This is a genomic window from Brachybacterium sp. SW0106-09 (genome assembly GCF_001293905.1).
GTDB classification, from domain to species: domain Bacteria; phylum Actinomycetota; class Actinomycetes; order Actinomycetales; family Dermabacteraceae; genus Brachybacterium; species Brachybacterium conglomeratum.
The window spans coordinates 37,079-58,430 of sequence record NZ_BCAK01000056.1; the positions used below are offsets into that span (position 1 = coordinate 37,079).

A 21,352-nucleotide genomic window follows, 5' to 3' on the forward strand; every position below is an offset into this window, starting at 1 on the left:
CGACGGCTGTGTCGCCGGTGGAGGGGATGTCACTGGTGGTAGACGGAGGTCCAGATCTCGTTGCGGATCGCGGTGAACTCCGCCGACAGGCGCACCTCTTCGGTGCGGGGGTAGGGCAGGTCGACGTCGATGATGCGGTGGATGCGTCCGGGGCGGGCGGCCATGACGACCACGCGGGTGGCGAGGAAGGCCGCCTCGTCGACGTCGTGCGTGATGAACACGATCGTGCGCTTGTCCTGCTCCCAGGTCTGCAGCAGGTGCTCCTGCATGCGCACCCGGGTGAGGGCGTCCAGCGCCCCGAAAGGCTCGTCCATCAGCAGGATCGAGGGGTCCATGGCGTAGGCGCGGGCGATCGCGCAGCGCTGCTTCATGCCGCCGGAGAGCGTCTTGGGCAGGGCATCGGCGAAGTCGGTCAGTCCGACCATGTCGATGAAGTGCTGGGCCCGTGCGCGGCGCTCGTCGGCGGGGACCCGCGCGTTCTTGAGACCGAATTCCACGTTCGCCCGCACGGTGAGCCACGGGAACAGGGCGTACTGCTGGAAGATCACCCCGCGCTCGGGGCTGGGGCCGTGCACTTCCCTGCCGTCGACGAGGGCGGTGCCCGAGGTGGGCTCCTCGAGGCCGGCGAGGATGTTCATGAGGGTGGACTTCCCGCAGCCGGAGGGGCCAACGACGGTGATGAACTCGTTCTCCTCCACGTCCAGGCTCACGCCACCGAGCGCCTCGAAGCGCTGGGCGCCGACGGTGAAGTGCTTGGTGACGTCCTGCACCTGGATCTTGCGCGGGTCGTCGGCGGGGTCCCGCCGGTCGCTGAGGCTGAGGGTGGTCATCGGCGCTCCTGCCACTGGGTCGCACGGGCCTCGATCGCCAGCAGGGTCCGGTCCATGACGAAGCCGAAGATGCCGATGACGAGGATGCCCACGAAGATGGTGGGCAGGTCGTAGTAGATCTGCGCCTGCTGCATGCGGTAGCCGAGGCCCTGCTGCGCCGCGATGAGCTCGGCGGCGACCACGGTCGCCCAGGCGGAGCCGAGGCCCACCCGCATGCCGACGAGGATGAAGGGCGTGGAGGCGGGCACGACGACGCGGGCGAAGATGGTGCCGTCCTTAGCGCCGAGCACGCGGGCGGCGTTCAGGAGGGTGCGGTCCACCTGCACCACGCCCTGGAAGGTCGAGATCACGCAGGCGAGGAACGAGGCCAGGAAGATCACGAAGATCTTCGGCTGCTCCCCGATGCCCATCAGCACGATCGCGAGCGGGATGATCGCGAGCGGCGGGATGGTGCGGAAGAACTGCACCCACGGCTCGAGCAGGCCGCGGGCCCACGTGTACCAGCCCATGAGGAAGCCGACGGGGATCGCGAGCGCCGTGCCGAGCAGGAACCCGGTGAAGACGCGCAGCAGCGAGGCGATGACGTCCTGCAGGAGGATCCCGGAGGCGGCGAGGTCGATCGCGGCGAGGACCACCTCGGGCGGGCCGGGGATCTGCAGACCCACGAGGGACAGCAGCCACCACAGCCCGATGCCGAGCAGGACCGTCGCGATGTTCAGCAGCAGGAGCGTCGGCGTCCTCCGCCGCGGGGACGAGGTCGCTCTGGGGGTGGGGGCGGCGGGCGCGCCGTCGGTGACGGCTGTCGCGGCGGTGGGATCAGCGGACACGGAGTCCTCCTTCGGCCCGGTGGAGCGGGGCAGGGGGCTGGGTCGGGGCGCGGCCGGGGCGGGGCCGCGCCGGGGGCCGCTCGGCGGCGCGCAGGGCGGCGATGGCGCCGAGCGCACCCTGGTGGGGGGCGGACTCGCCGAGGCGTACGGGCACGTTGGCGCCGGTCAGGCAGTGGCGGATCATCGTGGCGCGGAGCGTCGGCAGCGCGGGTTCGAGCAGCGCGCCGACCTCGCCGCCGACGATGACCTCCTCGGGATCGGAGACGAGGACGGCGGTGCCGAGCACCCGGCCGACGGCCGCCGCCACCTCGGTCACGAGCGCATGCGCGCGCGGGTCGCCGGCGTGCAGCGCGGCGGGGAGGTCGTCGCCGTCGGGCCCGGCGACCTCCTGCCAGGCCCGGGTGACCGCGCCGAGGGAGGCGACGGTCTCGAGGCAGCCCCGTCGGCCGCAGCGGCAGGGGCTCGGTTCCTCCCGGTCGTCGATGATCATGTGCCCGATCTCGCCGGCCATCAGGTGGGTGCCCCGCAGGGCGGCGCCGGCGCCGAGCACGGCCCCGCCCACGCCGGTGGAGAGGCGCAGGTAGACGATGTCGCGCGGACCGTCCCCGTCGCGGCCTGCCTCGTGCAGCGCGGCGAGGCGGATGTGGTGGTCGACGAGGACGGGGCAGTCGAAGGCGTCCGCGAACTGCTCGCGGATCCGCGCCGTGACGAGGTGGAAGGGCTCGAGGGAGGACACGGCGGAGAACCCGTGCCAGCCGGCCGAGTTCGGGCCCGGCAGGCCGATCCCGATACCGGCGAGGAAGTCCAGGTGGAGCTCGCCGGCCGCGAGCTCGCGCAGGGTGCGCAGCGCCAGCCGCACCCGCATCTCCCAGCCCGCGCCCTCGGGGTAGGCGGTCACCGAGCTGGCCACGACGTCGCCGGCGGAGTTCGCCAGGCAGATCGTCACGCCCGTGTGGCTGAAGTCGAGGCCCGCATGGCGCACGGCGCCAGGGTGGATGCCGAGCACCTCCGCCGGGCGGCCGCGGCCGCCGGGCGAGCGCTGCTCGGTCACCGTGATGATGCCCTGGTCGAGGAGGTCGCCGAGCACGTCGGAGACCGTGGAGCGGGTGATCCGCAGGGAGCGGGCGATCTCCGCGCGGGTAAGGCTGCGGCCGCGATGCAGCAGCGCCAGCACCTCCTCGCGATGCTGGTCCCTGACGCTCCATTGCCGGTCCATGGACGGAGACGCTAGAGGGGTCGAATTATTCCGTCAAGAGTTCGACAGAAAGGAGGATTGTCACGGGATGATCACGGCGGGCCGGCGCCGGCGTGCGCTCGGCGTCATTGCGCCCGACGGCGCGAGACCGTGCGGAACCCGGCGTTGCCCATCGAGGAGTCGGGCGTGTTCTGCGAGCGGGCCGAGTTGCGGTAGCGGTTGCAGTACGAGAGATGGCACAGGTAGCTGCCGCCGCGCATGACGCGGGTGGGCCCGTCCTCGGGGCCGACGGGATCCGTGACCGTCGTGCGCTCGGCCGCAGTGGTGCCGCGGCGGTAGGTGGCGGGGTGAAACCGGTCCTCGCACCACTCCCAGACGTTGCCGACGCTCTGCCAGAGGCCGTAGCCGTTGGGGGCGAAGCTGTGCACAGGCGCGGTGGTGAGGAAGCCGTCCTCGCCGGTGTTCTGCTGCGGGAACTCGCCCTGGAAGATGTTCGCGCGCCAGCCGCCCTCGTCGACCTCCTGATCGCCCCAGGGGTACTTCGCGCCGTCGATCCCGCCGCGGGCGGCGTACTCCCACTCGGCCTCGGTGGGCAGGCGCCGCCCGGCCCAGTCGCAGTAGGCGATCGCGTCGTTCCAGGAGATATGGACGACGGGGTGATCGCCGAGCCCGTCGAGGTCGGAGAGCCTGCCACCGGGGTGGCGCCAGTCCGCGCCCGTGACGCCCGCCCACCACGGGGTGCCGTCGGCCGGACCCATGATGTCCTCCTCCGGCGCGGCGAGCGCGAGGTGGAAGACGGCCGAGAAGCCGAAGTGCTCCGCTTCGGTGACGTACCCGGTCTCCTCGACGAAGCAGGCGAAGGCGTCGTTGGTGACGGTCGTGGCGTCGATGTCGAAGGCGCTGAGCGCGACCTCGTGGCGCGGCGTCTCCCCGTCGGCGCGGTTCTTGTCGCCGGAGGAGTCGCCCATGGTGAAGGTGCCGGCGGGGACGGCGATCTGCTCGATAGAGTGCGCTCCTGCACCGGACCGCGAGGATTCGGAGGCACCCGGCGCGGCGAGGTCCGTGAGCAGCTGCTCCCTACTCGGGGTACCGCAACCGCAGCTACAGAACATCGGCGAGTCTCCTGTCGGCATTCTGATCCCAGTTCAGCACTGGTCAGCAACCCTACCGCGTGGCGGCAGACAACCTCAGTCACCCTACAGCCAGATACGATCAGACCACTCCCGGGTGACACACTCGGCATTACTCGCATGGCAGGCTAAGCTACTTTAATATGATAGATTGAACAGCTTTCACCCCACCCCTCAAAGCACGCGCTACACCAACTCTCCACGGCGAACAAAACAGAAACCCGGGATTCACGCAATGCAATCACAAAACATTGGACTCCCTCCAAGCCTAACTCGCAACGACTTTTCGCTAATAGAGGAGGGGAAGGTGTCCGTGAGCTTTAGCATGAGGGTTTTCAACGAACACCTCCTCGCCCATAGCGGCAACCGTGACTTTATTGATCACGCCCTCGCAAACTCCGTCGTGGATGCACGCAAAATGCTCTTTATTGCAGAATCGAACCACCTTCTGCGTAGCCACCTCATCGCCGCTCGCCAACTTCAACTCCACATGGAGGGCGTTAGGTCACGAATGACCTCAAGCGCCCCGTTGGAAGAATACGACAAACTAGCTAACCTATTCGATCGGACGAACGCATACAAGTTCCTCACATTCTTGCGGAACGAGTTTGCGCATGGCTCAATGCCAACATATAAAGTCGTCCGATTCGACGAAGGGGCAGCCTCGATCGGCCTAAGCGTCGACTCCTTCGAGGGAAATGGCAACCTCCGCGGTGGAGCCAAGGCCTACGTCTCTGATCTCAATCTTGAGAATTCATTCCCTCTAATCGACATCAACAGCCTTGTGGCAACGTCTGGCGTTGACCTACAGAATATGGCCCATGAGATACTGCTCGGCTTTGTGGAACAGGAACGGCTGCGCACCAATGCCACCCAGTCACCCTAAGCTCAATCACGAGTTGCTGAATTCGCATGGGCCACCCGCTGCCCTCACGGCTCCAGCAGCACCGCGAACAGCTCGAGGGTCTGCTGCAGCTGGATCGAGGGCTCGAGCAGCCACTGGATCTGCAGGCCGTCCGAGGCGGCGACGATCAGCGCCGCCATCTGCTCGGGGTCGACGTCACCCCGCACCCGGCCCGCGGCCTGGTCCTCGCGCAGGCGGGTCGCGAGGCCCCGGCGCACGTTCTCGAAGCGGGCGGTGAAGAACTCCTTCTCCGGCCCGCGCTCGCTTTCCAGCGAGGTCGCCACCAGCGTCGAGTAGAGCTGGACGAGCCCGGGCACCTCGAGGTTCGCCAGCGCCGCGTTCGCCATCACCTCGACGGCGCGCTCGTCGTCGAGGGCGCTCGGGCCCTCCCGCTCGAGCCGGTCGAGGTCGCGCCTGCGCTCGGCATGCTCGTAGACGGCGACCAGCAGCTCCTCGCGGGAGGAGAAGTAGTGCAGCAGCGCACCGTGGGAGACGCCGATGGCCTCGGCGATCCGGCGCAGCGAGGTGCCGTCGGCCCCGCGGTCGCGGAACACCTCGATCGCGCGGTCGAGGATCTCCTGCCGCCGCGCGATGCCCTTGGAGTAGGAGCCCTGACGGCCGATGCCGCGGGCCCGCGCCGTCCCGGCGGCCGACGGACCGGCCGGTCCGGCGGCGTCGTCGGCAGGGGTCTCGGGGCGGTCTGCCGAGGTCGCGGGATTCCCGGCGGGGCTCGATTCGGAGCTCGCGGCAGGGTTCGCGGGGTCCTCGGCGGGCTCGTCGTCGGTGCTCATGGCGCCACAGTATGCGCCGTCGGACGCCGATCCCAGACAAAACCTCCAACTGGTGGGATCTGGTGCTACGCTGTCGCCCACGCACCGCCCCACCCCTCGCGCGCCGCGGGCCGGCGAGTGCGACCCGCCCTCTGACGACGACGTACCGAAAGCAGGTCACCCGTGGCATTGCCCCTCGCCTCCGTCCAGCTGTACACGCTGGCCGCGGAGTTCTCCGCAGACATGAACGGCTCCCTCGACAAGCTCGCCGGCATCGGCCTGAAGAACGTCGAGGCCTTCGACTTCGTGCGTCGCCCGAAGGAGATCCGTGCGGCGCTGGACGCCTCCGGCCTCGCCTCCCCCACCGGCCACGCCCCTCTGCTCTCCGACGAGCTGTGGACCCCGGACGGCTCCATCCCCACCCCCTCCAACGAGGTCGTGTTCGAGGCCGCCGCCGAGATCGGCATGAAGACCGTCATCGACCCGATGGTCCCCACCGAGCGCTGGCTCACCGAGGACGGCGTGAAGGACATCGCCGAGCGCCTCAACGCCGCCTCCGAGAAGGCCGAGGAGTTCGGCCTCGCGGTCGGCTACCACAACCACGCCCAGGAGTTCCTCGCGGACTTCGACGGCCAGACCGCCTACCAGCGCTTCCTGTCGCTGGTCGATCCGTCGGTGGAGATCGAGCTGGACCTGTACTGGGCCCTCGTCGGCGGCCAGGACGTCGTCGCGCTGGTGCAGGAGCTCGGCGACCGCCTCGTCGCGATCCACGTCAAGGACGGCATCAAGCCCGAGTCCAACCCCTTCGCGCCCGGCGCCCCGAAGTTCAGCTCCTCGACCCTGGACCAGCGCCACGCCGGCCAGGGCGAGGTGCCCACCGTCGAGGCGATGAAGGCGGCGACGAACGTGAAGTACGCCGTCATCGAGTACGACAACGCCCCCGGCGACGTCTTCGCGGACGTCGAGAACAGCTACCGCTTCCTGATCGACGGAGGACTCGCAGCATGAGCACCCCTTTCAACGGCCCCGTGGGCGTCGGCTTCATCGGCACCGGAGTCATCTCCGACCAGTACCTGACGAACCTCACCACCTTCCCCGACCTCGAGGTCCTGATCCTCGGCGATCTCAACACCGAGGTCGCCGCGGCCCAGGCCGAGAAGTACGGCATCCCCGCCTCCGGCACCGCGCAGGACGTGCTGGACCACCCGGGCGTGCAGGTCGTCGTGAACCTGACCATCCCCGCCGTGCACACGGAGATCTCCTCGCAGGCGATCGCCGCGGGCAAGCACGTGTGGACCGAGAAGCCGCTCGGCCTGGACCGCGAGTCCACCGCCGCGCTGCTGAAGCAGGCCGACGAGGCCGGGCTGCGCATCGGCTGCGCCCCCGACACCGTGCTCGGCGCCGGCGTGCAGACCGCCAAGCGCGCGATCCTCGACGGCCTCATCGGCCGCCCGCTGTTCGCGCAGACCTCCATGCAGTGGCAGGGCCCGGAGGTCTTCCACCCGAACCCCGCCTTCCTGTTCGCCAAGGGCGCGGGCCCGCTGCTGGACATCGGCCCGTACTACTTCACCACCCTGGTGAGCCTCTTCGGCACCGTCGAGAAGGTCGCCGCGATGGGTCTGAAGGCGCAGGAGGAGCGCGAGATCCTCGTCGGTCCGAACAAGGGGCAGAAGTTCCCCGTCGAGCCGCCGTCGACCATCTCCGTGCTCACCCAGTTCGAGGGCGGCCAGACCGGCACGTCGCTGGTCAGCTTCGACTCGCCGCTGGCCCGTCAGGGCATCGTCGAGATCCACGGCACCGAGGGCTCGCTCTCGATCCCCGACCCGAACATGTTCGAGGGCCGTATCGCCTACGTGCGCCCCTTCGAGTCCTTCGGCGAGGCCCCGCCCGAGCAGGAGTGGATCGAGATCCAGCAGGAGGGCCCGGTCACCGGCCGCGGCCTGGGCCTGCTGGACATGGTCCGCGCCATCCAGGACGGTCGCCCGCACGTGGCGAGCGGCGAGGTGGGCTACCACGTGCTGGACATCATGCTCTCCGCGGAGGAGTCGGCCGAGCGCGGCGAGTTCGTGGACGTCGAGTCGTCGGTGGACACCGTGCCGGTGCTGCCCGAGGGCTTCGACCCGCTGGAGAAGACGCTCTGAGCGCATGACCTGATCGGGGCGAGCCCCCGGCTCCGGACCCGACGGCCCGGCGACCTCTGCGGATCCACGCAGAGACCGCCGGGCCGTCGGCATGTGCGACCTCGACCACAGTCCCATAGACAAACTTATGTCACTCCATGTCTTTGCTTTTCATAAGTCGTCACAGCGCTTGTCGTCCCTCACCGCGCGCCGCCATCGTGGGCCCATGATCACCCGTCGAACGGCCCTCGCCGCCGCCTTTGCCACGAGCGTCTCGCTCCCCCTCGCCGCCTGCTCCTCCGACGCCTCTGGCGCGGACGGCGGGGGCTCCGAACGGATCGTCATCGGCACCGACGACGGCAACGAGCCCCACTGGGAGCTCCTGCGCACCAGGCTCGCCGAGGACGGCATCGAGCTCGAGGTGCAGACCGTCAACGACGGGGTCCAGCTGAACCAGGGGGTCCAGGACGGCGCGCTGGACGTGAACCTGTTCCAGCACTTGATTTTCCTCTCGCAGTTCAACGTCAACAACGGCGGCTCCCTCGTGCCCGTCGGCGCCACCGCCGTGTACCCGCTGGCCCTCTACTCGGAGGAGTTCGCGAGCGTCGAGGAGCTGCCCGAGGGCGCGACCGTCGCGATCCCCAACAACCCCACCAACCTCGCGCGGGGCCTGCTGAACCTCCAGACGGCCGGGCTGCTGGCCCTGCAGGACGGCGGGAACTCGCTGTCCACCCCGGACGAGATCACCGAGTCGAGCGTCGAGCTGCTCCCCGTGGACTCCAACCAGACCGTCTCGGCCCTCAAGGACGGCAGCGCCCAGGCGGCGATAGTGAACAACACCCAGGCGCAGAAGGGCGGCCTCGGCGATGACCTGATCATCTTCGAGGAGGACCTCGAGAATCCCGAGCTCGACCCCTACATCAACGCCTTCGTGACTCGTGAGGAGCTGGCGGAGGATCCTCGCTGGGAGAAGCTCGTGGCCGCCTACCACTCCCCCGAGGTCGAGGAGGCCGTCACCGAGCTGAACCAGGGCAACCTGAAGTTCAAGACCGAGTGGACGGGCCCCGAGCTCACCGAGGTCCTGCACGGCCTCGAGGACGAGCTGCGCGGCTCCGAGGGCTGAGCACGCCGCCCTCCGTGTCCAGCCTTCCGCGGCGGGTCCCCGTGGACCGAGGAGCCCGCCGCCGCTCCGAGAACTCCGCCCGCCTGGTCGGGCCCGGAAGGGGAATATCGCGATGCCCGCAGTGATCTCTCTGAAGAACGTGACCAAGACCTTCCCCGGTACGCGCCGCAGTGCGGCGACGACCGCCGTGGACGACGTCTCGGTGGACGTCGAGAAGGGCTCGATCGTGGGGATGATCGGGTACTCCGGGGCTGGCAAGTCGACCCTGGTCCGCCTGCTCAACGGGCTCGAGCAACCCTCCTCGGGCACCGTCGAGGTGCTCGGCGTCGACGTGGGCTCCGCCTCCGAGGGCACACTGCGCGGTCTGCGCGGCCGGGTAGGAATGATCTTCCAGCAGTTCAACCTCTTCGGCTCGCGCACCGTGCGCGCGAACGTCGAGTATCCGCTGAAGGTCGCCGGCTGGTCGAGGCAGGAGCGCACCCGTCGGGTCGACGAGCTGCTGGACTTCGTGGGTATCGCCGACAAGGCCGGGCAGTACCCGCGGCGGCTCTCCGGAGGGCAGAAGCAGCGGGTCGGCATCGCGCGCGCGATCGCCACCGATCCCGAGATCCTGCTGGCCGACGAGGCCACCAGTGCCCTGGATCCACAGACCACGGCCGAGGTCCTGGACCTCCTGCGGCAGATCAACCGCCGACTCGGCATCACGATCGTGGTCATCACCCACCAGATATCGATCGTGCATGAGCTGTGCGACCAGGTGGTGGTGATGGAGAACGGCCGGGTGGTCGACAGCGGCGACGCCTACCGCGTGTTCGCCCACCCACGCGCCACGCTCACCCGGCGCTTCGTCGAGGCGGTCACGCAGGGCGTCCCCGCCGGCGAGACGCTGACCGCGCTCGAGCGCGGCGGAGGGGAGCTGCTGAGCATCGAGATAAGCGACGTCACCAGCGAGGACGTGGGCGAGATCCTGCATCGCCACCGCGCCCGACACGCGGTGGTCCACGGCGGCATCACGGAGGTGCTGGGGCGCCAGATCGGCACCCTGACCTATCGCGTGCACACAGATCGGGATGCGCTGGAGCGGATCATCGACGAGATCGGCGAGCGCACCGAGATCCGCCATCTCACCGCCGCCGCGGGGGCCGGCACGGCGGCGACCGACGCCGGCAACGACCCGACGGCCACGCAGGAGGTGGCTTCATGAACCAGTGGGAGACCCTGACCCCGGTCCTGCTTCGCTCGATCGGCGAAACCGTCTACATGGTCGCCGTCGCCCTGTCGATCTCGGGGATCGTGGGCCTCGCGATCGGCGCCGCACTGTACGCGACCCGACCCGGGAACCTTTTCGCAAACCGGCCGGTCTTCCTCGTCACGAACTTTCTGATCAACATCATCCGGCCGATCCCGTTCATCATCTTCCTCACCGCGGTCGCGCCCGTGACGCGATCGATCGCGGGGACGACCCTCGGCACCGAGGCGGCGATCGTGCCTATCACCATCATGGCCGCCGTGGTGATCGGACGCGTGGTCGAGCAGAACCTGGTGGCCGTCGATCCCGGCGTGGTCGAGGCCGCGCGCGCCGCCGGTGCTCGGCGCCTGAGCGTGCTGTTCGGGGTGGTGATCCCCGAGGCGCTCGCGCCGCTGGTGCTGGGCTACACCTTCATGTTCATCGCCGTGGTGGACATGTCCGCGATGGCCGGGTACATCGGCGGCGGCGGCCTGGGGAACTTCGCGATCATCTACGGCTACCAGCAGTTCAACCAGCAGGCCACCTGGGCGACCGTCGCGATCATCATCGTGATCGTGCAGTCAGGACAGCTCCTGGGCAACTGGCTCGCGGGCCGGATCCTGCGCCGCTGACCCCGTCGTCCCCGCAGACGACCCGCCGCCACCCCACCGATGACACTCCGACAACCCTCCGACGAAAGGCAGCCATCCCATGAGCGTCGAGTTCCTCGGCATGGGCGCCACCAACGACCAGTCCGATCTGCGCCCGCGCACCACGGAGGTGTTCGATCTCGAGCACCTTCGGCGGGTGGTGCGCGTGCACGAGGAGTCAGGCTTCCAGCACCTGTTGTTCGCCTACGGCTCCGACTCCCCCGATCCGCTCACCGCGGCGACTGCGGCGGCGATCGCCTCGAGCGATCTTCAGCTACGCCTGGCCCACCGGCCCAACACCGTATTCCCCACGGTCGCGGCGAAGCAGTTCCTCACCCTGGACCACATCAGCGACGGTCGGCTGACCGTCCACCTCATCACCGGCGGGTCCCAGGCGGAGCAGGCGCGGGAGGGTGACCGGCTCAGCAAGGACGACCGCTACGCCCGCACCCACGAGTACCTCCGGATCCTGCTGCGGGCCTGGAGCGAGGAGGAGCCGTTCGACCACCGTGGCACCTACTACTCCTTCGACGGCCACCACTCCGCGATCCGGCCCTTGCGCGGGGTGCGGCCCACGGTCTCCTTCGCCGGCTCCTCCCCCGCCGCCTGGCGCTCCGGCGCGGCACTCGGGGACATCTACACGCTCTTCGGCGAGCCGCTCGCCGAGACCCGGGCGCTGCAACGGGCAATCCTCGAGGAGGCCGGAGCCCAGGGGCGCACACGCCCTCTCCGCTGGCAGATCGCGTTCCGCCCGATCATCGCTCCCACCGAGGCCCAGGCCTGGGAGCGGGCCGAGCGGATCCTCGAGGGGCTGCGCACTCGCGCCGAGCAGAGGGCTATACCCGGCCAGACCCACCGGCAGAACCCCTCGGGCGGTCCCGAGAACGCCGGGTCCCAGCGGCTGCTCGCCGCTGCGGAGCGCGGCGATCTGCAGGACCGCGCCCTGTGGACGGCACCGGCGAAGGTGGGCTGGGGCGCGGGGTCCTCGACCGCGCTGGTCGGCTCCTACCAGACGGTCGCGAGGGCGCTCATGGACTACGTGGACCTCGGGTTCGAGATCTTCGGGGTGCGCGGCTACGAGGACGTCGTCACCGATGCGCAGGAATTCGGCGAGAACGTGATCCCGCTGGTGAAGGCCGAGGTGGAACGGCGGGAGGCCGACGGCTGGATCGGCGGCGCAGAGCTCGCGGCTCGGATCGCCGCTGGCGAGGGCGTCCCCGACGCACCGGAGCCGTCCTCCGCGGGAGTCTCGTCCGCGTCCCGCCAGTAGCCGGACCGGACCCGCGACCTCGCTCACCGCAGTATCCCCACCTCGGGGTGCCGCAACCAGGGCCTGTCAGGGCGGAGGACGCTGCAGGGCGTCGGACGGGTCCTTGTGCGGGGAGGGCGTGGTCCGGGCGGGACCGGGGTTCGGGCGGGGCGCAATCGAGGCGTGGATTTCTGCCGGGAAAGCGCCGCCCCATTCCGACACATATCCACGCCTCGGCGGCGGGAATCGACCGCCGGCGCGGGTCCGGTGAGCTTTTGCTGCCGTGAGGACTCATGTGCGGGCCGGCATGAGTCGCCACGGGCACAAAACCTTCCGGTCCGGGCGAGGGATCTGCATGCCTCGCCGTCGCACTGTCGGCCGGGGTCAGAAAACGTGGGCTTTCGAGCGCGTCATTCGCCCATGCCTGCCCCCCAGCTCCGTGGCTCTGCCCACGACCGCCCGCCCGTCGGCGCGGCGGGCTCGCCGTCACACCTCTCCCCTAGCCTGGCGGCATGACGTCCCCGCAGCCTGCCGCGTCGCCCGACACCGCGCCGAGCGCCGCCCCGCACGCTGGGGGAGAGGAAAGTTCTGCGCACGCCGGCGGCGAGGACCTCTCGCATCGCGTCGACCTCGTGATGGAGGGCGGCGGGGTCAAGGGCATCGCCCTGGCCGGCGCGATCGAGGTGCTCGAGGAGCGCGGCTACCGGGTGCACCGGGTCGCGGGCTCCTCGGCCGGGGCGATCGCGGGCGCGCTCGCCGCGTCGGGGATCGACGGGGCGACGATGGTGGAGATCCTCCGCGCGACCGACTACCGCCGCTTCGAGGACGGGCCGTGGTGGACCCGCACCCTGCCCGGCAAGGGACTCGCGATCCTGCTGCACAACGGTATCCACCGCGGCGACTTCCTCCAGCAGTGGCTCGAGCAGCAGCTCGCCGAGCACGCCCCGGCAGGCAGCACCGGCACCTTCGGCGACCTCGTCATCGACGATCCCGAGGTGGACGTGAGCAGGGACGATCCGCGCCGTCACCGCCTGGTGGTCACCGCCTCGGACCTCTCGGCCGGGACGCTGCGGCTGCTGCCCCGCGACGCGGCCGAGCTCGGGCGCGACCCCGAACGGCTGCGGATCGCGGAGGCGGTGCGGGTCTCGTCCTCGATCCCGCTGTTCTTCCGCCCAGTGCGATGGAAGTCCCCCGCGGGCGGCAGCGCGATCCTGGTGGACGGCGGGATGCTCTCGAACTTCCCGGTCTCGGTGTTCGACCGGCCGGGCGGCGAGATGCCGCGCTGGCCCACCTTCGGCATCAAGCTCTCGGCCAAGCCGGAGGCGGACTTCGGCCAGCGCAACCGGATCCGCGGCCCGCTCTCCTTCGGGAAGGCGGTGGTGGACACGGTCACCGGGTTCTACGACCGGATGCACATCGACGCCCAGCATGCGGTGGAGCGGACCATCTTCATCGACACCGACTCGGTGCGCCCCACCCAGTTCGACCTCTCCGACGAGGACCGCGACCTGCTCTACCGCAAGGGGCGCAAGGCCGCGTCGGAGTTCCTCGACGGCGACGAGCGCGGGCAGGAGCCGTGGGACTTCGCGGCGTATACGGCCCGGTTCCGGAGCTGATAGGGCACGCAGCGCCGGAGTCCGACCGATCGGCCCGCATCGTGGGCCCCGACGGGGTCGTCGTGCAACAGTCGCGGCACCCGGGCCGCCCGGGGAACTCCGACCCCGGCACACCCGATCCCGGCCCGCGGAGGAGCACACGCATGAACACGAAGAACATCTTCGTCCTGGGGCTGACGGACGTGCAGCGCCGTGAGCTCGAGACCGTCAGGAACACGGAGGACCTCGCCTTCCACGGCGTGCTCGACTACGAGACCCTGGTGAACACGACGGACCTCGACTTCGACCAGGTGCTCCATGACGCGCGCGCGGAGCTGGACGCCTTCGACGGCAGCATCGACGCGATCATCGCGCACTGGGACTTCCCGGTCAGCGTGCTCGCCATGGTGCTCGCGGCGGAGAACGGCCTGCCCGCGCCGTCGCTCGAGAGCCTGCTGAAGAGCGAGCACAAGTACTGGAGCCGCCTCGAGCAGCAGCGCTGCCGCTGAACGGCGTCGCCCAGTCCTTCCCCGCCGGGCACCGGCTGCGCCTGTCGGTCTCCACCTCGTACTGGCCGCTGATCTGGCCCGCGCCGGATGCCGCGACGGTCACGCTGACCACCGGCACGAGCCGCCTGCTCCTGCCCGTCCGGCCACCCCGCGAGGAGGATGCGCACCTGCACGAGTTCGGCGAGCCCGAGGCCGCCGAGCCTCCGGCCGTCACCGATCTCGCCCCCGGCGCGCACCACTGGCGGGTCACGCGCGATCTGGCGACCGACGAGTCCGTGCTCGAGGTGGTCAACGACCAGGGCGAGTTCCTGATCGACGAGACCGGCAGCCGGATCCGCCGCGCGACCGACGAGTGGTACAGCTTCCGCTGGAACGACGTGACCTCGGTGCGCGGGGAGACCCGCACCGTGCGCCGGGTGGAGCGGGAGGACTGGGGCGCGCTGATCACGACGCGCACGATCCTCACCTCCACCCCCACCGAGTTCGTGATCGACGCCCAGCTGGACGCGCACGAGCTGGATGCCGAGCGGGGCGATCCGCGGGTGCACTCGCAGAGCTGGTCGCGGCGGATCCCGCGGGACCTGGTGTGAGGCGCGGGTCGCGGCGCCCTCGCGGCGCGGCGGCGACCGGCCCGACTCGGCCGATGCGGGCGGTGGTCGTGGCCTGCACCGCAGCGCCGTGCCCGTCAGCGTGATCCGTCGTGGCGCCGGTGCCGGCGATCGCTGTCGGACCCCCCGCGACGCTCGCCGTCGCGGGCCGCGGCCGGGTCCTCCTGGCTGCGGCCGGCGCTCTCGCGCAGGTTGCGTCCGCGCTCGACGTCCTCGGCGTACTTCCTCGCCCTCTTGTCGCTGGCCCTGGTGTCCCGGGGCGGCAGCTGCAGCTCCTCCTCGGCCGGGATCCCGGCCTGCAGCTCGCGGCCCCGCTCGATCTCGCTGTCCACCTCGGCCCCGAACAGCAGGATCACGTTGATCAGGTAGATCCACAACAGCAGGATGATCACGCCGGCCAGCGCGCCGTAGGTGGCGTCATAGCTGCCGAAGTTCGAGACGTAGAGGAAGAAGCCGACGCTCGCGAGCACGGCGACGGCGATCGCGATCAGCGCACCGAGGCTGACCCAGCGGAACCGGGGCTGCTGCACGTTGGGCGTCGCGTAGTAGAGCAGCGCCACCACCAGCACCACGATCGCGGCCAGCACGAACCACTTCGCGATGTTCCACACCGTCACGGCGACCGAGCCCAGGCCGATGGCGCTGCCCACGGCCTCGGCGACGGGCCCGGAGAGCACGAAGATCAGCAGACCCACCGCACCGAGGATCAGGAACAGCGCGGTCAGCAGGTACATCTGCAGGTTGAGCGTGATCGCCCCGCGCCCCTCGGGCACGTCGTGGATGATGTTCATCGCCCGGCCGAAGGCCTTGGTGTAGGTCGAGGCCGACCACAGCGCCGTGATCAGGCCGATGATCAGGCCGAGCCCGGCGGCGGGCGCGGTGAGGATCGATTCGAGCGCGGGGCGCACCGTCTCCCAGGCGTCGGGCGGCACGATGCCCTCTGCCTGGTCGAGCACCGAGGTGACCGACTGCTCGTCCTGCCCGAAGAGGCTGAGGATCGACACCAGCGCGATCAGGGCGGGGAAGATGGACAGGACAGCGCGGTAAGTCAGGCCCGCGGCGAGGTCGGTGCAGGCGTCGGCCGAGAACTCTCGGATGGTGGTGCGCAGCACGTACTTCCACGACGGTGCGGTCACCTCCGCAGGCGAGTCCGGCTTGCGGGGATCCTCCGGGTCGGGTGCGTCGGCGGGGTGGGCGTCGGGCTCGGTGCTCTTCGCGGTCATGCTCGCTCCTCTTTCCTGCTCACGAGCGCGGGCCGAGCCCTAGCGGGACCCGCACAGGCCCCTCGAGGCCCGCAGCGGGGCGCCCGCACTCCTGAAACGATCAGACCACGCGATCGGCGCTGCGGGCACGTCCTGGGCGGCGCCACGGCGCGCAAGCGAGCGCACCCGCAGGTGGGGCGCGGTGCGACCACCGTGACCGTCCGGTCGGGTTCCTTCACAAGATGCCTGCGTTCGCCGCAGCGTCGCAGGTGAGCGCCGGATGCTGTGGGTCCCTGCGGCCCGTCCCGGCCGGCTCCAGGCTGAGCGGACCGTGACGTCCCTAAGCTGTGGCCAGTACCACTGACGGGCCGGGCGCGCCTCGCCCCGGCCCCGCACCGCGGCCCCCGCTCCGGGCGGGCGCCGCGGACACTGCGAAGGGAGCACGTTGTGACCACCTCTCGACCCCCAGGGGAGCCCTCCATCGCCGATCTGGTGGATCGGCTCTCGGAGCAGACCGCACGGCTGGTGCGGGACGAGCTGAAGCTCGCCCGCGCCGAGTACACCGAGAAGGCCAAGCAGGGCGGGACCGCCGCCGGGCTGTTCGGCGCGGGTGCGATCCTCGCCTGGTTCGGCGTCGGCACGCTCCTGGCCACGCTGATCCTGGTCCTGGCGCTGTTCCTGCCGGCCTGGGCCGCGGCGTTGATCGTGACCGTCGCCGTGTTCATCGCCGCGGGGATCGCCGCGCTGCTCGGCAAGAAGAAGGCCGAGGGCCTCACCCCCGCGCCGGAGCGCACGGTCGAGACCGTGCGCCGCGACGCCCGAGAGATCAAGGAGCGGATCTGACATGTCCCACTCAGCTGCCAGGCACGGCCAGGACGAGAACGCCCGCGTGAACCCTGGCGCCGGCGAACCCCGCGAACCGGCCGACGACGCGAGCCCCGACGAGATCGAGGCCGACATCGCGCGCACCCGCCGCGAGCTGGGCGAGACGGTCGAGGCCCTCTCCGACAAGCTCGACCCGAAGGCGCAGGCCGATGAGCAGATCAGCCGGCTCACGCACCGCGCCCGTGAGCAGGTCGACCACGCCCGCGAGCGCGCACGGTCCACGCTCGCCCACGCCCGGCACACAGCCGCCGACCCGCGCAGCCCCGTCCCGGCGCTGCTCGCCGCGGTCGCCGGCGCGACCGTGTTCGCCGCCGTCGGCCTGCTGATCACCCGTCGGCGCTGACCCGGCCCCTCCCGGCCGGGCCCGCCACACTGCACTGCACGAAGGAGCACCTCATGGCCCATCGGAAGACCACCAGCACGTCCGCGAAGATCCTCTACCGGCCCGTCGGCCTGGCGAGCGGGATCCTCAGCGGCGCCCTCTCCGGGGTGCTGTTCAAGCAGCTCTGGAAGGTCGCCTCTCCCTCACGATCGAAGGACACCCCCAAGGCGCTCGAGTCCGAGTTCCCGCTGCGGGAGATCCTCATCGCCGCCGCGCTCCAGGGCGCGATCTACGCGACGGTCAAGGCGCTCGTGGACCGTGGCGGCGCCCGAGCCTTCGAGAAGACGTTCGGGGAATGGCCCGGCGACTGACCCGTCCGGAGACACCACCGGACCGATCGACCCGGAGACGAGGTACCGAGATGACCAGCACACCGATGCACGACCCCGATGACGAGGCGCGCCCCAACCCGGAGGACCAGGGGGAGGGGAGCTCGTCGACGGACGAGATCGAGGATCTCGTCGACGAGCGCACCAAGAGGCTTTCCCGCGAGGAGGCCGAGCAGCACGACGGCATCATCGAGGCGCAGCAGGACGAGATCGATGCGGAGGAGCGGACCGAGCCGGGAAGCGGCTACGGGCACTGACCCGTCGGTCGCCCCGGGGCCGTCGGGCCGGCCGGGGGTCCGCGCCGCCTGAGCCCGACACTGCAGGCCCCGGCGGCGAGGCCCCTCTGAGCGGTCGCGGAAGACCCGGGACGGACCAGGCCGGCAGTGCGTACTGTGGGTGCATCTCCGCCCCCCTCACCGGCAAGGTTCCTCGATGTCCTCCGTGCTGCGACTGTCCGGGCCGGCGCTCGCGCTCGGTGCGCTCCTGATCATCCTGACGGTCTCGCTGGGCCGCGGGATCGACGTCTTCTATCTGCTGGGGGTCGCGCTCGTCGTGCTGGGCCTGGTCGGTCAGTTCCTGCAGACCCGCCTCCAGCGCCCCTCGCAGGAGCAGAACCCGGTGCCGGTCGCGGTGCCGGTGCGCGGGCGGTGGCGCGGCCTGAACTCCCCCGCCTCATCGGTCCCGTCTCACACCCATCATCTCGCGCAGACCTACGCCCTGGACATCACCCACGAGCCCGAGGGCGCCTCGCCCCGGGCCCTGGATCCGCTCTGGGCGCCGATGCGTCAGCCCGAGGGGTTCCCGTCCTTCGGGCAGGAGGTGCTCGCCCCGTTCGACGGGGAGGTGATCGCTGTGCACGGCACCAGCCGCGACCATCTCAGCCGCCTCTCCCTGCCCGGCATCGCGTACCTGCTGCTCGAGGGATTCGTGCGCAGCCTCGGCTCGCCGCGGCACCTGCTGGGCAACCACGTCATGGTGCGCGCGGCCCGGAGCCGAGCGGCCCACGACGGCGACGGGTCCGACGTCCCTGCCGGGACGGTCGCGGTGCTCGCCCATCTCCGGCGCGGCTCGCCCACGGTGCAGGCGGGTGAGCGGGTGCGGGCCGGTCAGGTGCTCGGGCAGTGCGGTAACTCCGGCAACTCCTCCGATCCGCACGTCCACGTCCAGCTCATGGACGGGCCCGACATCACCACTGCGAAGGGTGTGCCGTTCACCTGGCGCTATCTCGACGAGGAGGGCGCGGTGCGGACCGGGGTGCCTGCGAACGAGGAGCTGTTCACCGCAGTCGCGGAGGAAGCCGCCCGCTGATGCCGGCGCGGTGCCCGCCGGCCCCGGCTCAGCGGGCGACGACTCCCAGATGAGTGGCGAGCGCCTCGGCCTGGTCCCTCACGACGAAGCCGGTCGCCTCGATCTTCGCGAGGTCCAGCACCGAGCTGCGGGGGCGCGGCGCGATGGTGCCGTCGCCCTCGGCCCTCCCCTGGGCGGCGTAGTACTCGGCCGTCGGCACCGGGGTGACGCGCTGCGGGTCGTGGCCGGTCAGCGTGAACACCTGGCGCGCGATCCCGGCCCAGCTCGTCGGCTCCCCGCCGGCGCTGAGGTTGTACACCCCGGGCCCGGGACGGGCGGTGAGCAGGTGCTCGATCGCGGCGGCGAGGTCGTCCGTGAAGGTCAGGCGGCCGATCTGGTCGTCGACAACGCTCGGGTCGATGCCGCGCTCGGCGAGGCTCGCCATGGTCGCGACGAAGTTCTTCCCCTCCCCCACCACCCAGCTGGTGCGCAGCACGAAGTGCTCCGGCAGGGTCGCCACCAGCCGGTCGCCGGCGGCCTTGGTCTGCCCGTAGACGCCGAGCGGGGTCAGCGGCTCCGCCTCGTCATGGACCTCCGCGGTGCCGTCGAAGACGTAGTCGCTCGAGACGTGCACGAGGGCGGCGCGCTGGGCGCGGGCGGCCTCGACGAGCCGGGCGACGCCGTCGACGTTCACGGCCCAGGCCTCGGCCCGGCCCTCGGGGGTCTCGGCGGCGTCGACGGCGGTGTGCGCGGCGGCGTTGATGATCGTGCCGTAGGGGCGGAAGTCGAAGGCGGCGACCGACTCCGCCGCGGCGAGGTCCAGGCGGTCGCGGCCGACGAGGTCCACGTCGGCCCGCCCGCGCCAGCGCGCGGCGAGCGCGCGCCCCAGCTGACCGTTCGCGCCGACGATCAGGGTGCGGCGCGGCGGGACCGGGGCGACGTCCGCCAGGCGCGGGTGGTCCAGGTCCTTCGCGGAGAGCTCGGCCTCCGCGAGCGGGATCGGCCAGGGGATCGCGACGGTCTCGTCGGCGAGGTTCAGGAAGGTGTACTGCGACTGCGCGGAGGCGGACCAGTGGTCGTTGACGAGGTAGGTGTAGGCCGAGGGCGCCTCGAGGGTCTGGAAGGCGTTGCCCACCCCGCGGGGCACGAAGATCGCGACCTCGGGGGTGATCTCCTGCCAGTGGACGGCGCCGAAGGAGTCGCCCTCGCGCAGGTCCACCCAGGCGCCGAAAACGCGCCCGGTCGCCACGGAGATGTACTTGTCCCAGGGCTCGGCGTGGATGCCGCGGGTGACGCCGGGGGCCTGGTTGAAGGAGATGTTGTTCTGGACGGGGCCGAAGTCCGGCAGCCCGGCGGCGAGCATCTTCTCGCGCTGCCAGTTCTCCTTGAACCAGCCTCGCGCATCCCCGTGGACGGGCAGGTCCACGACGAGCAGTCCGGGGATCGGAGTCTCGTGGACGACGGGCAGCGCGGTCACTGGCCCACCTGCGCGTACTTCGCCTCGGTCGCGGCCTTCTGCGGGCGCCACCAGTCCTCGTTGTCCCGGTACCAGTCCACGGTCGCGGCGAGGCCGGCGGCGAAGTCCGGGTAGGCCGGGGCCCAGCCGAGCTCCTCGCGCAGCTTGGTGGAGTCGATCGCGTAGCGCAGGTCGTGGCCGGGACGGTCGGTGACGTGGTCGAAGTCGTCGGCCTCCCGCCCCATCAGCTGCAGCAGCATCTGCACGACCTCGAGGTTGTTCTTCTCCCCGTCGGCGCCGATCAGGTACGTCTCCCCGATCCGGCCCTTCTCCAGGATCGTCAGGACCGCGGAGGAGTGGTCGTCGGCGTGGATCCAGTCGCGCACGTTCTCGCCCTTCCCGTAGAGGCGGGGGCGGATCCCGTCGATCAGGTTGGTGATCTGGCGGGGGATGAACTTCTCGACGTGCTGGCGGGGGCCGTAGTTGTTCGAGCAGTTCGAGAGCGTGGCCTGCACCCCGAAGGAGCGCACCCAGGCGCGGACCAGCAGGTCGCTGCCGGCCTTGGTGGCGGAGTAGGGGCTGGAGGGGTTGTACGGGGTGGTCTCGGTGAACCGCTCTGGGTCGTCGAGCGCGAGATCGCCGTAGACCTCGTCGGTCGAGATGTGGTGGTAGCGGGTGCCGTGCCTCCGCGCCGCCTCCAGCAGGGTGAAGGTGCCGGTGAGGTTGGTGTGCAGGAACGGGGACGGGTCGGCCAGGGAGTTGTCGTTGTGGGACTCGGCGGCGTAGTGCACGATCACGTCGCCCTCGCCGGTCAGCGGCGCGACGAGCTCCTCGACCAGCGCCGCATCGGCGACATCGCCCTCGACCAGGCGCACCCGGTCCTCGGGGAGCCCCGCGAGGGAGGCGGCGGAGCCGGCGTAGGTGAGCTTGTCCAGCACGGTCACGCGCGCATCGCTGTGCGCGAGGACGTGGTGAACGAAATTGCTGCCGATGAAGCCGGCGCCGCCGGTGACGAGCAGGTGGGGGGACATATCAGAGCATGCTCCTTCCGAAGAGGCTAATGTGAGGGCTAC

General features: G+C 70.6%; 23 protein-coding genes and 1 pseudogene. 16 read left to right on the forward strand and 8 right to left on the reverse strand.

The annotated features are described in order from the left end of the window. Positions 1 to 29: 29 nt before the first annotated feature. The 4 genes from Y09_RS15145 to Y09_RS15160 form a co-directional block, all read right to left on the reverse strand. Positions 30 to 830, reverse strand: coding sequence for an ABC transporter ATP-binding protein (locus Y09_RS15145; protein ID WP_053918701.1), 801 nt, complete (start codon positions 828 to 830; stop codon positions 30 to 32). Then, positions 827 to 1,657 (reverse strand): ABC transporter permease, encoded by an 831-nt coding sequence (locus tag Y09_RS15150; protein WP_053918702.1) that lies wholly within the window; start codon positions 1,655 to 1,657, stop codon positions 827 to 829. Before Y09_RS15150 ends, Y09_RS15145 begins: the two co-directional genes overlap by 4 nt. Further along, positions 1,647 to 2,873 (reverse strand): ROK family transcriptional regulator, encoded by a 1,227-nt coding sequence (locus Y09_RS15155; RefSeq protein ID WP_053918703.1) that lies wholly within the window; start codon positions 2,871 to 2,873, stop codon positions 1,647 to 1,649. The genes Y09_RS15150 and Y09_RS15155 overlap by 11 nt, the downstream gene beginning before the upstream one ends. 104 nt (positions 2,874 to 2,977) lie before the next feature. Next, positions 2,978 to 3,964, reverse strand: coding sequence for a formylglycine-generating enzyme family protein (locus Y09_RS15160; RefSeq protein WP_234695763.1), 987 nt, complete (start codon positions 3,962 to 3,964; stop codon positions 2,978 to 2,980). A gap of 325 nt (positions 3,965 to 4,289) precedes the next feature. Here Y09_RS15160 and Y09_RS17355 point away from each other — a divergent pair, with 325 nt between their 5' ends. Then, positions 4,290 to 4,868, forward strand: coding sequence for a hypothetical protein (locus Y09_RS17355; protein WP_148639688.1), 579 nt, complete (start codon positions 4,290 to 4,292; stop codon positions 4,866 to 4,868). Positions 4,869 to 4,912: 44 nt separating this feature from the next. Here Y09_RS17355 and Y09_RS15165 read toward each other — a convergent pair whose 3' ends face one another. Then, a complete protein-coding gene (locus Y09_RS15165; RefSeq protein WP_148639689.1) occupies positions 4,913 to 5,677 on the reverse strand; it encodes a TetR/AcrR family transcriptional regulator in 765 nt (254 codons plus the stop codon). A gap of 162 nt (positions 5,678 to 5,839) precedes the next feature. Here Y09_RS15165 and Y09_RS15170 point away from each other — a divergent pair, with 162 nt between their 5' ends. From Y09_RS15170 to Y09_RS18025, 10 genes and pseudogenes are all read left to right on the forward strand, one after another. Further along, on the forward strand, positions 5,840 to 6,664 hold the full coding sequence (locus Y09_RS15170; protein WP_053918705.1) for a sugar phosphate isomerase/epimerase: 825 nt from the start codon (positions 5,840 to 5,842) through the stop codon (positions 6,662 to 6,664). After that, positions 6,661 to 7,797 carry a Gfo/Idh/MocA family protein gene (locus tag Y09_RS15175; protein ID WP_053918706.1) on the forward strand — a complete coding sequence of 379 codons (1,137 nt, stop codon included), beginning with the start codon at positions 6,661 to 6,663 and terminating at the stop codon, positions 7,795 to 7,797. Before Y09_RS15170 ends, Y09_RS15175 begins: the two co-directional genes overlap by 4 nt. A gap of 205 nt (positions 7,798 to 8,002) precedes the next feature. Then, positions 8,003 to 8,899 (forward strand): MetQ/NlpA family ABC transporter substrate-binding protein, encoded by an 897-nt coding sequence (locus Y09_RS15180; RefSeq protein WP_053918707.1) that lies wholly within the window; start codon positions 8,003 to 8,005, stop codon positions 8,897 to 8,899. Positions 8,900 to 9,011: 112 nt separating this feature from the next. Then, positions 9,012 to 10,103, forward strand: a complete 1,092-nt coding sequence (locus Y09_RS15185; protein WP_053918708.1) for a methionine ABC transporter ATP-binding protein — start codon at positions 9,012 to 9,014, stop codon at positions 10,101 to 10,103. Further along, positions 10,100 to 10,759, forward strand: coding sequence for a methionine ABC transporter permease (locus Y09_RS15190; RefSeq protein ID WP_053918709.1), 660 nt, complete (start codon positions 10,100 to 10,102; stop codon positions 10,757 to 10,759). Before Y09_RS15185 ends, Y09_RS15190 begins: the two co-directional genes overlap by 4 nt. Before the next feature lie 79 nt (positions 10,760 to 10,838). Then, positions 10,839 to 12,047: an LLM class flavin-dependent oxidoreductase gene (locus Y09_RS15195; protein WP_053918710.1), complete on the forward strand. Its 1,209-nt coding sequence runs from the start codon at positions 10,839 to 10,841 to the stop codon at positions 12,045 to 12,047. 491 nt (positions 12,048 to 12,538) lie between these two features. After that, positions 12,539 to 13,642, forward strand: a complete 1,104-nt coding sequence (locus Y09_RS15200; RefSeq protein WP_234695764.1) for a patatin-like phospholipase family protein — start codon at positions 12,539 to 12,541, stop codon at positions 13,640 to 13,642. A gap of 143 nt (positions 13,643 to 13,785) precedes the next feature. After that, positions 13,786 to 14,130 carry a hypothetical protein gene (locus tag Y09_RS18015; RefSeq protein WP_053918712.1) on the forward strand — a complete coding sequence of 115 codons (345 nt, stop codon included), beginning with the start codon at positions 13,786 to 13,788 and terminating at the stop codon, positions 14,128 to 14,130. Continuing rightward, a pseudogene (locus Y09_RS18020) lies at positions 14,127 to 14,225 on the forward strand (CocE/NonD family hydrolase C-terminal non-catalytic domain-containing protein); the annotation flags it as partial. The gene Y09_RS18015 and the pseudogene Y09_RS18020, both read left to right, overlap by 4 nt. 180 nt (positions 14,226 to 14,405) lie before the next feature. After that, on the forward strand, positions 14,406 to 14,720 hold the full coding sequence (locus Y09_RS18025; protein ID WP_053918713.1) for a hypothetical protein: 315 nt from the start codon (positions 14,406 to 14,408) through the stop codon (positions 14,718 to 14,720). A 95-nt stretch (positions 14,721 to 14,815) separates the two neighbouring features. Here the strand turns inward: Y09_RS18025 and Y09_RS15215 are convergent, their stop codons facing one another. Beyond that, complete coding sequence (locus Y09_RS15215) at positions 14,816 to 15,961, reverse strand: YihY/virulence factor BrkB family protein (RefSeq protein WP_053918714.1); 1,146 nt, start codon at positions 15,959 to 15,961, stop codon at positions 14,816 to 14,818. 426 nt (positions 15,962 to 16,387) lie between these two features. On the opposite strand from Y09_RS15215, the gene Y09_RS15220 reads away from it, so the two are divergent. From Y09_RS15220 to Y09_RS15240, 5 genes are all read left to right on the forward strand, one after another. Further along, the gene (locus Y09_RS15220) at positions 16,388 to 16,783 is read left to right on the forward strand and encodes a phage holin family protein (RefSeq protein ID WP_053918715.1); all 396 of its coding nucleotides are present in this window, start codon (positions 16,388 to 16,390) and stop codon (positions 16,781 to 16,783) included. Between the two features lies 1 nt (position 16,784). Next, positions 16,785 to 17,168 carry a DUF3618 domain-containing protein gene (locus Y09_RS15225; protein WP_053918716.1) on the forward strand — a complete coding sequence of 128 codons (384 nt, stop codon included), beginning with the start codon at positions 16,785 to 16,787 and terminating at the stop codon, positions 17,166 to 17,168. A 53-nt stretch (positions 17,169 to 17,221) separates the two neighbouring features. Next, complete coding sequence (locus Y09_RS15230) at positions 17,222 to 17,518, forward strand: DUF4235 domain-containing protein (RefSeq protein ID WP_053918717.1); 297 nt, start codon at positions 17,222 to 17,224, stop codon at positions 17,516 to 17,518. A 50-nt stretch (positions 17,519 to 17,568) separates the two neighbouring features. Continuing rightward, positions 17,569 to 17,793 (forward strand): hypothetical protein, encoded by a 225-nt coding sequence (locus tag Y09_RS15235; protein WP_053918718.1) that lies wholly within the window; start codon positions 17,569 to 17,571, stop codon positions 17,791 to 17,793. Between the two features lie 175 nt (positions 17,794 to 17,968). Continuing rightward, entirely contained in the window at positions 17,969 to 18,844 is an 876-nt protein-coding gene (locus Y09_RS15240; protein WP_082358911.1) for a M23 family metallopeptidase, read from the forward strand. A 28-nt stretch (positions 18,845 to 18,872) separates the two neighbouring features. On the opposite strand, the gene Y09_RS15245 is transcribed toward Y09_RS15240, so the two are convergent. Together Y09_RS15245 and rfbB are read right to left on the reverse strand one after the other, a co-directional pair. Continuing rightward, positions 18,873 to 20,300, reverse strand: coding sequence for a bifunctional dTDP-4-dehydrorhamnose 3,5-epimerase family protein/NAD(P)-dependent oxidoreductase (locus Y09_RS15245; RefSeq protein WP_053918719.1), 1,428 nt, complete (start codon positions 20,298 to 20,300; stop codon positions 18,873 to 18,875). Beyond that, the gene (rfbB, locus tag Y09_RS15250; protein WP_053918720.1) at positions 20,297 to 21,310 is read right to left on the reverse strand and encodes a dTDP-glucose 4,6-dehydratase; all 1,014 of its coding nucleotides are present in this window, start codon (positions 21,308 to 21,310) and stop codon (positions 20,297 to 20,299) included. Before rfbB ends, Y09_RS15245 begins: the two co-directional genes overlap by 4 nt. Positions 21,311 to 21,352 lie beyond the last annotated feature (42 nt).